Raw genomic sequence first — 12367 nt, forward strand, 5'->3', positions numbered from 1 at the left:
CCGCGGCAGCGCGCGGGCACGGATATCGGGGGCGGGACATGCGTAAAATGAACCAGTTAGCCTAACGGAAACCGCCCCGCTTGGACATGCCCGACCCCGCAACGCAGCCGCCCATGGACACGCCCTCGCCTTCCGGTTTCGCCGAAAGCGGGCGCCGCGTGATCCGTATCGAGATGGATGCCCTGCAGGCCGTGCACGACCGCCTGGACGGCGCGTTCAGCCAGGCCTGCGAGCGGATCCTGGCCTGCAAGGGCCGGGTGGTGTGCACCGGCATGGGCAAGTCGGGGCACATCGCGCGCAAGATCGCGGCCACCCTGGCGTCCACCGGCACCCCGGCGTTCTTCGTGCATCCGGGCGAGGCCGGCCACGGCGACCTGGGCATGATCACCGATGCGGACGTGGTGCTGGCGCTGTCGTATTCGGGCGAATCCGACGAGATCCTGATGCTGCTCCCAGGCCTGCGCCGCCAGGGCAACGTGCTGGTCGCCATGACCGGCCGCCCGGAGTCCTCGCTGGCCCGTGAGGCCGACGTGCACCTGGACGTGAGCGTGCCGGCCGAGGCCTGCCCGCTGAGCCTGGCCCCGACCTCCAGCACCACCGCCAGCCTGGCGGTGGGCGACGCGCTGGCGGTGGCGCTGCTCAACGCGCGCGGCTTCACCGCGGACGACTTCGCCCGCTCGCACCCGGCCGGGGCGCTGGGCCGGCGCCTGCTGCTGCACATCCGCGACGTCATGCACGGCGGCGACGAGGTGCCGCGGGTGCGCGATGACGCGACCCTGGCCGAGACCCTGCTGGAGATCAGCCGCAAGCGCCTGGGCCTGACCTCGGTGGTGGATGCCGAAGGCCGCCTGCTGGGGCTGTTCACCGACGGCGACCTGCGCCGCACCCTGGCCGACGAGTCGGTGGACGTGCGCACGACGAGGATCGCCGACGTGATGACGCCTTCGCCGGTGACCATCGGCAGCGACGCACTGGCCGTGGAGGCCGCCCGGCTGATGGAAACCCGCAAGATCAACGGCCTGCTGGTGGTGGACGCGGGCAACCGGGTGGTGGGCGCGCTCAACATCCACGACCTGCTGCGCGCAAGGGTGGTGTGATGAACACGACCCCGACCAGCGATGCCGCCGTGCTGTCCCGCGCCGCCCGCATCCGGCTGGCCTGCTTCGACGTGGACGGCACGCTCACCGACGGGCGCATCCATTTCGACGCCCAGGGCGGCGAGACCAAGGCCTTCCACGTCCACGACGGCATGGGCCTTGCGCTGCTGCGCAAGGCCGGGATCCGGGTGGCGCTGGTCACCGCGCGCGCCAGCGCGGCGGTCGAGCGGCGGGCGAAGGAGCTGGAGATCGAGGCCCACTGCGCGGTGGCCGACAAGCTGGCGCTGGTGGAGGAGCTGTGCGCGCAGATGGGCATCGCCATGGACGAGGCGGCCTTCATGGGCGACGACCTGCCGGATCTGCGGGTGATGCGGGCGGTGGGGCTGGCGGTGGCGCCGGGCGACGCCCACCAGTGGACTGCCCGCGACGCCCACTGGATCACCGTGACCCGCGGCGGCGAAGGCGCGGCGCGCGAGCTGTGCGACCTGCTGCTGGGCGCCCAGGGTCTGGTGGAGGGCCTGCTTGAGGCCACCGTCGACGGGCGCGGCGCATGAACTGGCGCATCGGCCTTGGAGCCGTCCTGCTGCTGGCGGCGCTGGTCACCGGCTGGTCGGCCTGGAACCAGCGCGCCACGCCGGTGCTGGAGGCGGACGGCCAGGTGCGTTCGGACTACATCCTGCACGACTTCGAGCTGACCGCGCTCAGCGGCGAGGGCACCGAGGCCTTCACCCTGCGCGCACCGCTGCTTGAACAGCACCCGCAGGAGCGCACCATCCAGATCGACACCCCGCTGTTCCTGCTGCCCGACGGCAATGGCGAGTACTGGGAAGTGCGCTCGCAAACCGCGCTGGTGACCGCCGAGCACGACGAGATGCGCCTGCACGACGATGTCCGCGCCGAGGGCACCAACAACACCGGCCAGCCGGTGACCCTGGACACCGAACAGCTGAACATTTTCCCGGACACCCGCACAGCCAACAGCGCCGAGCTGGTGACCATCGAACAGCCCGGCTCTACAATCCAGGGCCGCGGCATGGAGGTCGACCTTGTCAGTAAACGCTATGAATTCCATTCCGAGGTCAAGAGCCGCTATGTCCCTTCGCGCCGCTAGCGCCCTGCTCACGCTCGCCCTGGCCGCCGTGCTCGCCGCCGGCCCCGCCGACGCGCGCCGCTCCGACCGCAACCAGCCGATGGACATCGATGCCGGCCACCAGGCGGGTTCGCTGGACGAGAGCGGCCCGATGGTGCTCTCCGGCGGCGTGGTCATCACCCAGGGCACGCTGCACGTGGAGTCCGAGCGCGCGGAAGTCACCCTGCGCGGCGGCGACGTCCAGCGCGTGGTGCTGACCGGCTCGCCGGCCACCATGCGCCAGGAACTGGACGACGGCGCGCCGATGACCGCCCGCGGCGCCAGCATCGACTACAACATCGCCAACGAGACCATGGTGATCACCGGCGACGCCCACGTGGAGCAGCCGCAGGGCAACATGGCCAGCCAGCGCATCGTCTACAACATGCAGACCGAGCGTGTGGAGGCCGGCGGCGAAGGCGCCGGCCGCGTGCGGATGCGGATCCAGCCGCGCGCCCAGCGCGAAAACGGCGGCGACTGATGCTGGCCGCCGAGGGACTGCGCAAGCGCTACCGGTCGCGCGAGGTCGTCAGCGACTTCGGGCTGACCCTGGAGGCCGGTGAAGTGGTCGGCCTGCTGGGCCCCAACGGCGCCGGCAAGACCACCTGCTTCTACATGATCGTCGGCCTGGTGCCCGCCGATGCCGGGCGCATCGTGCTGGACGGGCGCGACATCACCGGCGAGCCGATGTACCGGCGCGCGCGCCTGGGCGTTGGCTACCTGCCGCAGGAGCCGTCGGTGTTCCGCAAGCTGTCGGTGGCCGACAACCTGCGCCTGGTGCTGGAGCTGCGCGAGGATCTGGATCGCAAGGGCCTGGAAGCCGAGCTGGAAAGCCTGATGGACGAGCTGCAGGTGACCCACGTGGCCGGCCAGCACGGCGCCAGCCTGTCGGGCGGCGAGCGGCGCCGGGTGGAGATCGCCCGCGCCCTGGCCGCCAGGCCGCGCCTGATCCTGCTCGACGAGCCCTTCGCCGGCGTGGATCCGATTTCGGTCGGCGAGATCCAGCGCATCATCCGCCACCTGAAGAATCGCGGCATCGGCGTGCTCATCACCGATCACAACGTGCGCGAGACGCTTGGCATTTGCGACCGGGCGTATATCCTCAACGAAGGAAGCGTGCTGGCGCAGGGGGCGCCGGATGCACTGCTCGCGGATCCCGACGTACGCAGGGTTTACCTGGGCGAGGCGTTCCGCCTGTAGCCGTCGGCCGCGCGTAAAATGAAGGGGTGTCCGGGCCGTGCATGCCCGGACGTTGCATCATGGGGAAAGATGAAGCAACGCCTGCAGACATCGCTGGGCCAACAACTGGTGCTGACGCCGCAGCTCAAGCAGGCGCTGCACCTGTTGCAGCTGTCGTCGCTGGAGCTGGACGCCGAGATCGCCGAGGCGGTGGAGACCAATCCGCTGCTTGAATGGGACGAGCAGGCGCCGCTGGCGGCCGCCGCCGAAACCCCCGATGCAACCCCCGTCGAGGTACCGCCGGCCGACAGCCACGTGGGCTCCGACGGCGACTGGGACATCGCCCAGAGCTGGCAGTCCGGCGCCCGCGTGGGCACCGACGGCGACGACGGGGACTGGGACGCCACCGAGCGCATGAGCGGCTCGGAGAGCCTGCGCGAACATCTGGCCTGGCAGCTGAACCTGACCCAGCTGTCCCCGCGCGACCGGGTGATCGGCGAGGCGCTGATCGACGCCATCGAGGACGACGGCTACCTGCGCACACCGTTCGACGAAATCGCGGCCACCCTGGCGCCGGAACTGGTGTGCAGCCACGAGGAGATCCTCGCCGTGCTGCACCGGATCCAGCACATGGATCCGCTGGGGGTTGGCGCGCGCGACCTGTCCGAGTGCCTGCTGCTGCAGCTGGAGGTGCTGGACGACGACACGCCCGGCCGGGCCCTGGCCGAGCGCATGGTGGTGGATCTGATCGGGAGCCTGCCGCGGCTGGGCGGCGACCGGCTGGCCGAGGCGCTGGGCTGCCCGCGCGAGGACGCGGACGAGGCGCTGGCCCTGCTGCGCTCGCTCGACCCGCACCCGGGCTCGCGGATCGGCGAACTCCCCCACGACACCTACGTGGCGCCCGACTGCGTGATCTCCCGCCATGAAGGCGTGTGGAAGGTGAGCCTGGTGGAAGGCCCGCTGGGCCGGCTGGGCATCCACCGCGGCTACGAGGCGATGATCCAGCACGCCAGCGCCGCCGACGCCGGCTACCTGCGCGGGCGCCTGCAGGAGGCGCGCTGGCTGCTGCGCAACCTGCAGCAGCGGGGCGAGACCCTGCTCAAGGTGGTTAACTGCCTGGTGCGCCAGCAGTCGGGGTTCCTGGAGTTCGGCCCGCAGGCGCTGCGGCCGCTGACCCTGCGCGAGGTGGCGGCCGAGATCGGCATGCACGAATCCACGGTCTCGCGCGCGGTCTCGCGCAAGTACGTGCACACGCCCCGCGGCACCCTGCCGCTGCGCGACTTCTTTGCCTCCGGGGTCAGCACCGACACCGGCGGCCAGGCCTCCAGCACCGCCATCCAGCAGATGATCCTGCGCCTGGTGGAAGCCGAGAATCCCGGCAAGCCGCTTTCGGACGCGCGCCTGACCGAGGCGCTCAAGGCCGCGGGCGTGATGGTGGCCCGGCGCACGGTCAGCAAGTACCGCGAAGCGCTCAACATCCCCTCCTCCCACGAGCGGGTGCGGCTGGGCTGAACTGCGGGCCTCGCTGGTGGTCAAAGGATGCATGGGCGGCGGCTTGCCCGCCCCCCGCGTTCGGTTAATCTGTCCGGGCGCGACGTGAAAAACATCCGACGAAGAATGAGGAGCCTGCCGATGCGTATCGAAACCCACGGACACCAGATCGAGGTCACCCCCGCCCTGCGCGACTACGTGGAATCCAAGCTTGGCCGGCTGTCGCGCCATTTCGAGGGACAGCACTTCGACCTGCGCGCGCAGCTGAGCCTGGAAAAGCCGATGCACAAGGCCGAAGCCAACGTGTCCGTGGCCGGCAAGACCCACCACGCCGACGCCACCGGCGTGGACATGTACGCCGCCATCGACCTGCTCTACGACAAGCTGGACCGCCTGCTGGCCAAGCACAAGGGCAAGCTGAGCGACCACCACCGGGGCGAGAATCCCGCCCGCGACGGCAGCTTCGGCTGAACCGGCGGCCCCGCGGGGCCGCAGAGCCGACGTCCACCCAGGGGAACAGTCGATGACCAGCGCCACCGATTCCTCGCTGCTGATCGTGAGCGGCATGTCCGGCAGCGGCAAGTCGGTGGCGCTCAACACCCTGGAGGATCTGGGCTACTACTGCACCGACAACCTGCCGGCCGAACTGCTGCCCGACTTCGTGCGCAGCGTCGGCCAGGACGCGGGCATGCCGCGCAAGCTGGCGGTGGGGATCGACGTGCGCAACCGGCACAACGATCTGGTCAACATCCCGCAGTGGCTGTCGGCGGTGGCAGAGCTGGGGTTCAACCCCAAGCTGGTGTTCTTCGAAACCGGCGACCAGCAGCTGCTCAAACGCTATGCCGACACCCGCCGCCGGCACCCGCTCAGCCACCTGGGGCTGTCGCTGCCCGACGCGATCGCGCTGGAGCGGCAGGTGCTGCGGCCGCTGCGGCTGCTGGCCGACGCGGTGATCGACACCACCGAGTTGAACGTGCACCAGCTGCGGCGCCAGCTGATCACCGAGTTCCAGCTGTCGCAGGAGTCGTCTTTCTCGCTGCTGTTCGAGTCGTTCGCCTATCGCCACGGGGTGCCGCCGGACGCGGATTTCGTGTTCGACGCGCGCGCCCTGCCCAATCCGCACTGGGTGCCCACGCTCAAGCCGCTGTCCGGGCGCGACCAGGCGGTGGTCGATTACTTTGCCGAGCAGGAAGACGTGCAGAAGTACTTCCAGCAGGTGGCGGGTTTCCTGGACGAATGGCTGCCGAAGCTGCGCACCGATACCCGCAGCTACATCACGGTGGCGTTCGGCTGCAGCGGCGGCCGGCACCGTTCGGTGTACCTGACAGAGCGCATGGCGGCCCATGCCCGCGAAAAGGGCTGGGAAGACGTCACCACCTTCCACCGCCAGCTGGACTGAGGCCGGCTACGGCTGACCCTGGCGTTGCGGCCGGAATGTACCGGGTTGCTCCGGTGTCGCCTCTGCAACCACCGAAGGCAAGCCGCATGACCTGGCGTCACGCGGCCTCGCGCACATGGCGCGTTCCTACCGGGGGTCGGTGTTGAACTCGAGCTCGTCGGCGAAGCTCAGTTCCTGCAGCTCCTGGCGCAGGCGGCGGCCATTTTCGACGCCCAGCTCATGGGTGCGGGCGTGGATCCATTCGTCGGCCGAGTCCTTGCCGTCCTCGCGCACCCGCCGGGCGTATTCCGGCGCCATCGCATGCATGGCTTCCTGCACGCTCTGCTGCATGCGGTCGTATTCGCGGTAGAGGATCTCACGGTCGCGCTCCGTGATGGCGTCGCCATCACGGAGCCCGGTGATCGATTCGATCCACTGCTGGCGCTGGCGCCAGGCGTCGTCCCGATCAGTCATACTCAGCCAGCCAGACCCTGCTGCACGCCACTGAGGAACGTGTTGCCAAGGCTGTTGATGAGGTTGCCCGCATCGTTGTCGGGCAGGCCGGCTTCGGCCCAGGCCTCGGAGGCAGCGGGCATCAGCGTGTCGACGGCTGCATCACGGAAGGCCTGCACACCGGCTTCCACGAGGGGGCCGGCGAACGCCTGCACCAGCAGGCCCGAACCGGGAAGCACCGTATTGGCCGCACCCGCCAGCGCGGTGGTGATCAGGTTCGGCGCCAGGTCCATGACCCTGTCGACGAAATTGCCAATCATGTTGCTGGCAAAGTTGGAAATCGTGTCGCCAATCGAACCCAGCATGATGAATCTCCCAAGTCTCTGTGTGTGGGGTGTCCAGTCCGTGGTGCCGCACATCTGCCACGACTCACGTGGGCCAATCCTGAACCACCCTGCGGCCGTCCGTAAGCTGGGGCAGACCCTAGGGCTGCCGGAAGTCCCCCCGGGACACGGGTCTCTGGTAGCGTTGCGGCCATGGCAACCGGCATCCTGATCGTCACCCAGCCCGGCATCGGCCAGGCCCTGGTGGGGGCCGCCGAAGGCGTGCTGGGCCGGCTGCCGCTGCAGTGCGGCACCTTCGAAGTCCCTCACGGGACGGACCCGGACACCCTGCTCCCCGCCGCCAGCGCCGCCATGCGCCGCGTGGACGGCGGCGACGGCGTGCTGGTGCTCATCGACATGCACGGCTCGGCGGCGGCCCGGGTGGCCTCGAAGCTGGCCCATCTGGGCACGCCGGTGCGGCGGGTGGCCGGCGCCAGCCTGCCGATGCTGCTGCGGGTGCTGGACTACGCCGACAAGCCGCTGGACGAGCTGCCGGCGATCGCCGCGGCGGGCGCGCGCAACGGCGTCATCCTCGAAGACGGCTGAGCGCACGCCAACCGATGCGTGCACAAATCCGGGCAGCGGCGATAATGGGCGCATGAACGCCTGACCCCGTCGCGCCCAGTGGCACGACTCGCCAACGGAATCCTCGAATGGCCGAAGCCGCCCGCCACGACAAGACCGCGCGCCAGCTGCGCCTGCTGTCCGACGCCCTGGACAGCGGCCGCCTGGGCCCGGTACGGCGCATGGTCAACACCCTGGCGCCGGCCGAGATCGGCAACCTGCTTGAATCCCTGCCGCTCGACAAGCGCATGGTGGTGTGGGGGCTGGTGGACGCCGAGGACGATGGCGAGGTGCTGGTCCACGTCGGCGACGAGGTGCGCGAGAGCCTGATCGCGGACATGGATCCGGACGAGATCGTGGCCGCGGTCGAAGACCTGGACATCGATGACCTGGCCGACCTGGTCGAGGATCTGCCCGAAGCGGTCACCGGCCAGATCCTGCAGTCGATGGATCGCGAGAACCGCGAGCGCCTGGAGCAGGCGCTGTCCTACGACGAGGACACCGCGGGCCGGCTGATGAACCCTGAGGTGGTGACGGTGCGCGCCGACACTACCGTGGACGTGGTGCTGCGCTTCCTGCGCCTGCGCGGCGAGCTGCCCGAGCACACCGACCACCTGTACGTGGTCAACCGCCGCCACCAGCTGATGGGCTGGGTGGCGCTGCAGGATCTGGTGACGCGCGACCCTTCCACTCCGATCAACGAGCTGATCGACGACGAGCTGGAAGCGCTGCACGTGGACGAATCGGCCGAGGAGGTCGCCCGCCAGTTCTCCGACCACGACTGGGTGTCGGCGCCGGTGGTGGACGACGGCAACATCCTGCGCGGGCGCATCACCATCGACGACGTGGTCGACATCATCCGCGAGCAGGCCGAGCACCAGGCGCTGGGCGCCGCCGGCCTGGACGAGGAGGAGGATCTGTTCTCGCCGGTGCGCCGGGCGGTGCGCGGGCGCGCCCTGTGGCTGGGCATCAACCTGATGACGGCGTTCCTGGCGGCGATGGTGATCGGCCGCTTCGAGGGCACCATCCAGGAGATCGTGGCGCTGGCGGTGCTGATGCCGATCGTGGCCGGGATCGGCGGCAACGCCGCGGTGCAGGTGCTGACCCTGATGGTGCGCGGCCTGGCGCTGGGCCAGGTGGCCGCCAGCAACGCCAGGATCCTGCTGTGGAAGGAAATCCGGGTGGCGCTGATCAACGGCCTGATGATTGGCGGCCTGGTGGGGCTGGTGGCACTGGTGTGGTTCGGTGACTGGGTGCTGTCGCTGGTGATCGCCTTGGCGCTGGTGGTCACCCTGCTCACCTCCGCCCTGGCCGGCGTGGCGGTGCCGCTGCTGCTGCGGCGCATGCGCGTGGATCCGGCGGTGGCCGGCACCGTGGTGGTGACGGCGGTGACCGACGTGATGGGATTCCTCAGCTTCCTCGGCCTGGCGACGCTGATCCTGCTGCGCTGAGCAGGGTTTCCAGCACCGCCATGCGCACGGGGACGCCGTTGGCGACCTGGCGCAGCACCAGCGACTGCGGGCCGTCGGCGACGTCGTCGTCGATTTCCACGCCGCGGTTCATCGGGCCCGGATGCAGCACCACGGCGTCCGGCGCGGCGCGGCGCAGGCGCCCGGCGCTGAGGCCGTAGTCGCGGTGGTAATCCTCCAGCGACTCCACCAGCCCCTCGGCCATCCGTTCGCGCTGCAGGCGCAGCATCATCACCACGTCCACGCCTTCCACGGCCGCGTCCAGGTCATGCCCGAACCGGCAGCCATCCATCTCCGCCGCCGCCGGCAGCAGCGTCTCGGGCCCGCAGATGCGCACTTCGCCCGCGCCCAGGACGCGCAGCGCGTGCAGATCCGAGCGCGCCACCCGCGAGTGCTTCACGTCGCCGACGATCAGCACCTTCAGCGCGGAGAAGTCGCGGCCCCTGGCCTGGCGCAGGCTGAGCATGTCGAGCAGGCCCTGGGTGGGATGGGCGCTGCGGCCGTCGCCGGCGTTGATGATGGCGGTGCCTGGCGCGGCCACTTCGGCCAGCGCGGCGGCGGCGCCTTCGGCGCGGTCGCGGACGACGAAGCCGCGCACGTCCATGGCCTCGATGGTGCGCAGGGTGTCGACCGCCGATTCGCCCTTGGTGGTGGACGAGCTGGAGGCGTCGAAGTTGAGCACGTCCGCGCCCAGCCGCTGGGCGGCGCGCTGGAAGCTCAGGCGGGTGCGGGTGGAGGGCTCGAAGAACAGCGTGCACACCGCCTGGCCCGCCAGCGCGGCGCGCATGTCTTCACCGCCGTCGATGATGGCCTGGGCCCGATCCAGCAGCCCGTCCATGACGCTGCGCGGCATGCCGTCGAGGGTGAGCAGGTGGCGCAGGCGGCCGTGGCTGTCGAGCTGCAGGGACATGGGCGGGTCTCTAGGGAATGGGGGTGGCGTCGTCCGGGGCTTCCAGCCAGCGCTCCACGATGACCGCCGCGGCCACCGCGTCCAGCGCGGCCGCGTCGCGGCGGCGGCGGCTGCCCTGGGCGCGCCCGGCGGCGAAGCGCTGCGCGGCCTCGCGCGAGCTGGAGCGTTCATCCACCATCACCACCGGCAGCGCATAGCGCTCGCGCAGCTGGTGGGCGAAGCGCCGGGCACGGCGGCGTGCCGGCTGGTCGCCGTCGTCCAGGGTCATCGGGTCGCCGACCACCAGCGCGTCCGGGCGCCACTCCTCGCGCAGGCGGTCGAGGCTGCGCCAGTCCGGCCCGCCGTCGTGCACGTGCACCACTTCCAGCGCGCGGGCGCCGTGGCCGAAGCTGCTCGCCACCGCCACCCCGATGCGCTTGGCACCGACGTCGAAGCCGAGCACGGTTCCGCCACCCGGGACGGCATCGGCATTCATGCCCGGCCGGAGTAGCCGGTGAGGTGCTGCAGGTCGACGCCCAGGCGCCCCGCGGCCGCCTGCCAGCGCGCTTCCAGCGGCAGCTCGAACAGCAGGCCGGCGTCGGCCGGCACGTTCAGCCAGCTGTTCTCGGTGAGCTCGTGCTCCAGCTGGCCTTCGCCCCAGCCGGCGCAGCCCAGCGCCACCATCACGTGGGCCGGGCCTTCACCGCTGGCGATCGCCTCGAGCACGTCGCGCGAGGTGGTCACGTGCAGGCCCGGGCCGATCCGCAGGCTGGAATCGAACGCCCCCTCGCCGTCGTGGATCACGAAACCGCGCTCGGGATGCACCGGCCCGCCCGCCAGCACGTGGTGGGCGCACAGCTCGCTGTCGCCACAGGCGATGTCCATCTGCGAGAACACGTCGCCCAGGGTGTATTCGGCGGCGCGGTTGATCACCACGCCCATCGCGCCCTCGGCATCGTGCTGGCACACCAGCACCGCGGTACGGGCGAAGTTGGGGTCGGCCAGCGCCGGCAGCGCGATCAGCAGCTGGCCGGCAAGCGGGGTGGGCTCAAGGGACATGCGCCCATTCTAAGCGAGGCCGAACTGGATCTCCTCGGGCGTGGCCACGCGCACGTCGATCACCTCCACCTGGGCGCTGAACGTGCGCCCGGCCAGCGGATGGTTGCCGTCCACGGTCACCGCATCGCCCTCGACCGCGGTCACCACCACCTCCATCGGGCCCTTGGCGGTCTGCGCGTCCAGGCGCGTGCCCACCTGTGGCTGGACGCCGTCCTTGATGATGCCCAGCGGATGGGTCTGCACCAGCTCCGGGTGGCGCGGGCCGAACGCCTTCTCCGGCGGCACGGTCACTTCGAAGCGGTCGCCGGCCGAGCGCCCTTCCAGCGCCTCCTCCAGCCCCGGCACGATGCCGCCGGTGCCGTGCATGTACACCAGCGGGTCGTGGCCGCGGGTGCTGGTGATCGGGCTGCCGTCCTCGCCGGTCAGGGTGAAGTGGACGGTGGCAACGCGGCGGTGGGCGATCTGCATGTGTTCGGGCATCCATTGTCTGGCAGTCGGCCGATCTTCGCGCGGAGCCTGCGGCAGGCGCAACCACGGGCGCCCCAAAAAGAGGAAGCCGGGCAATGCCCGGCTTCCGGTGGTGCTTGCCGGCGGCGCCTGCGATCAGCCGCGGGCGGCCTGGTAGCGGCGCTCCACCTCGGCCCAGTCGATCACCTCGAAGAACGCGGCAATGTAGTCCGGGCGGCGGTTCTGGTACTTGAGGTAATAAGCGTGCTCCCACACGTCCAGGCCCAGGATCGGGGTGTTGCCCGAGCCGATGCCCTTCATCAGCGGGTTGTCCTGGTTGGCGCTGTCCTCCACCGCGACCTTGCCGTCGGCGTCCACCGTCAGCCAGGCCCAGCCGCTGCCGAAACGGCCCTTGGCGGCCGAGGCGAACTGCTCCTTGAACTTGTCGAAGCCGCCCAGGTCGCTGTCGATGCGCTTGGCGACTTCACCCTGCGGCTGGCCGCCGCCCTCGGGCGACATCACCGTCCAGAACAGCGAATGGTTGGCATGGCCGCCGCCGTTGTTGCGCACCGCCTTGCGGATGTTTTCGGGCAGCGATTCGACCTTGGCCACCAGCTCCTCGATCGCGGTGCCGTCGTGCTCGGTGCCTTCCACCGCGGCGTTGAGGTTGGCGACGTAGGTGTTGTGGTGCTTGGAGTGGTGGATCTCCATCGTCTGCGCGTCGATGTGCGGCTCGAGCGCGTCGTAGGCATAGGGAAGGTCGGGGAGGGTGTACGGCATCGGGATCTCCACGTGTGCAGGATGAACAGGACAACCATTGTCACCCGGG

The 12367-nt window shown here is 70.3% G+C and carries 17 protein-coding genes; 10 read left to right on the top strand and 7 right to left on the bottom strand.

The genetic code is table 11. From position 1 onward, the window contains the following. Positions 1 to 86: 86 nt before the first annotated feature. The 8 genes from ACOZ90_RS05935 (at position 87) to rapZ (ending at position 6295) form a co-directional block, all read left to right on the top strand. The gene (locus ACOZ90_RS05935; RefSeq protein WP_422892721.1) at positions 87 to 1097 is read left to right on the top strand and encodes a KpsF/GutQ family sugar-phosphate isomerase; all 1011 of its coding nucleotides are present in this window, start codon (positions 87 to 89) and stop codon (positions 1095 to 1097) included. Continuing rightward, complete coding sequence (locus tag ACOZ90_RS05940) at positions 1097 to 1651, top strand: KdsC family phosphatase (protein ID WP_422892722.1); 555 nt, start codon at positions 1097 to 1099, stop codon at positions 1649 to 1651. Before ACOZ90_RS05935 ends, ACOZ90_RS05940 begins: the two co-directional genes overlap by 1 nt. Beyond that, positions 1648 to 2208 (top strand): LPS export ABC transporter periplasmic protein LptC, encoded by a 561-nt coding sequence (gene lptC, locus ACOZ90_RS05945; RefSeq protein WP_422892723.1) that lies wholly within the window; start codon positions 1648 to 1650, stop codon positions 2206 to 2208. The genes ACOZ90_RS05940 and lptC overlap by 4 nt, the downstream gene beginning before the upstream one ends. Beyond that, complete coding sequence (lptA, locus tag ACOZ90_RS05950; protein WP_422892724.1) at positions 2189 to 2707, top strand: lipopolysaccharide transport periplasmic protein LptA; 519 nt, start codon at positions 2189 to 2191, stop codon at positions 2705 to 2707. Before lptC ends, lptA begins: the two co-directional genes overlap by 20 nt. Continuing rightward, a complete protein-coding gene (lptB, locus tag ACOZ90_RS05955; protein WP_422892725.1) occupies positions 2707 to 3426 on the top strand; it encodes an LPS export ABC transporter ATP-binding protein in 720 nt (239 codons plus the stop codon). Before lptA ends, lptB begins: the two co-directional genes overlap by 1 nt. Before the next feature lie 69 nt (positions 3427 to 3495). Beyond that, the gene (locus ACOZ90_RS05960; protein WP_422892726.1) at positions 3496 to 4917 is read left to right on the top strand and encodes an RNA polymerase factor sigma-54; all 1422 of its coding nucleotides are present in this window, start codon (positions 3496 to 3498) and stop codon (positions 4915 to 4917) included. A gap of 120 nt (positions 4918 to 5037) precedes the next feature. Next, the gene (gene hpf, locus ACOZ90_RS05965; protein WP_422892727.1) at positions 5038 to 5367 is read left to right on the top strand and encodes a ribosome hibernation-promoting factor, HPF/YfiA family; all 330 of its coding nucleotides are present in this window, start codon (positions 5038 to 5040) and stop codon (positions 5365 to 5367) included. A gap of 52 nt (positions 5368 to 5419) precedes the next feature. Next, positions 5420 to 6295: an RNase adapter RapZ gene (gene rapZ, locus ACOZ90_RS05970; RefSeq protein ID WP_422892728.1), complete on the top strand. Its 876-nt coding sequence runs from the start codon at positions 5420 to 5422 to the stop codon at positions 6293 to 6295. 126 nt (positions 6296 to 6421) lie between these two features. Here rapZ and ACOZ90_RS05975 read toward each other — a convergent pair whose 3' ends face one another. Together ACOZ90_RS05975 and ACOZ90_RS05980 are read right to left on the bottom strand one after the other, a co-directional pair. Then, positions 6422 to 6748, bottom strand: a complete 327-nt coding sequence (locus ACOZ90_RS05975) for a PIN domain-containing protein (protein WP_422892729.1) — start codon at positions 6746 to 6748, stop codon at positions 6422 to 6424. Between the two features lie 2 nt (positions 6749 to 6750). Beyond that, a complete protein-coding gene (locus tag ACOZ90_RS05980; RefSeq protein ID WP_422892730.1) occupies positions 6751 to 7092 on the bottom strand; it encodes a hypothetical protein in 342 nt (113 codons plus the stop codon). Positions 7093 to 7263: 171 nt separating this feature from the next. On the opposite strand from ACOZ90_RS05980, the gene ACOZ90_RS05985 reads away from it, so the two are divergent. After that, complete coding sequence (locus tag ACOZ90_RS05985) at positions 7264 to 7656, top strand: PTS sugar transporter subunit IIA (protein ID WP_422892731.1); 393 nt, start codon at positions 7264 to 7266, stop codon at positions 7654 to 7656. Between the two features lie 107 nt (positions 7657 to 7763). Further along, positions 7764 to 9125, top strand: a complete 1362-nt coding sequence (gene mgtE, locus ACOZ90_RS05990) for a magnesium transporter (protein ID WP_422892732.1) — start codon at positions 7764 to 7766, stop codon at positions 9123 to 9125. Here mgtE and ACOZ90_RS05995 read toward each other — a convergent pair. The 5 genes from ACOZ90_RS05995 to ACOZ90_RS06015 all read right to left on the bottom strand — a co-directional run bounded on the left by ACOZ90_RS05995 (position 9085) and on the right by ACOZ90_RS06015 (position 12318). Continuing rightward, positions 9085 to 10053, bottom strand: coding sequence for an aspartate carbamoyltransferase catalytic subunit (locus ACOZ90_RS05995; protein ID WP_422892733.1), 969 nt, complete (start codon positions 10051 to 10053; stop codon positions 9085 to 9087). The two genes, mgtE and ACOZ90_RS05995, sit on opposite strands and share 41 nt — an antisense overlap. Before the next feature lie 10 nt (positions 10054 to 10063). Next, positions 10064 to 10528 (bottom strand): Holliday junction resolvase RuvX, encoded by a 465-nt coding sequence (gene ruvX / locus ACOZ90_RS06000; protein WP_422892734.1) that lies wholly within the window; start codon positions 10526 to 10528, stop codon positions 10064 to 10066. Then, complete coding sequence (locus ACOZ90_RS06005) at positions 10525 to 11091, bottom strand: YqgE/AlgH family protein (protein WP_422892735.1); 567 nt, start codon at positions 11089 to 11091, stop codon at positions 10525 to 10527. The genes ruvX and ACOZ90_RS06005 overlap by 4 nt, the downstream gene beginning before the upstream one ends. A 9-nt stretch (positions 11092 to 11100) precedes the next feature. Continuing rightward, the gene (locus ACOZ90_RS06010; protein WP_422892736.1) at positions 11101 to 11559 is read right to left on the bottom strand and encodes an FKBP-type peptidyl-prolyl cis-trans isomerase; all 459 of its coding nucleotides are present in this window, start codon (positions 11557 to 11559) and stop codon (positions 11101 to 11103) included. A 135-nt stretch (positions 11560 to 11694) separates the two neighbouring features. Further along, on the bottom strand, positions 11695 to 12318 hold the full coding sequence (locus tag ACOZ90_RS06015; protein WP_422892737.1) for a superoxide dismutase: 624 nt from the start codon (positions 12316 to 12318) through the stop codon (positions 11695 to 11697). Between the last annotated feature and the right edge of the window lie 49 nt (positions 12319 to 12367).

This window comes from Luteimonas dalianensis, assembly GCF_049339425.1.
Taxonomy (GTDB): Bacteria; Pseudomonadota; Gammaproteobacteria; order Xanthomonadales; family Xanthomonadaceae; genus Luteimonas; species Luteimonas dalianensis.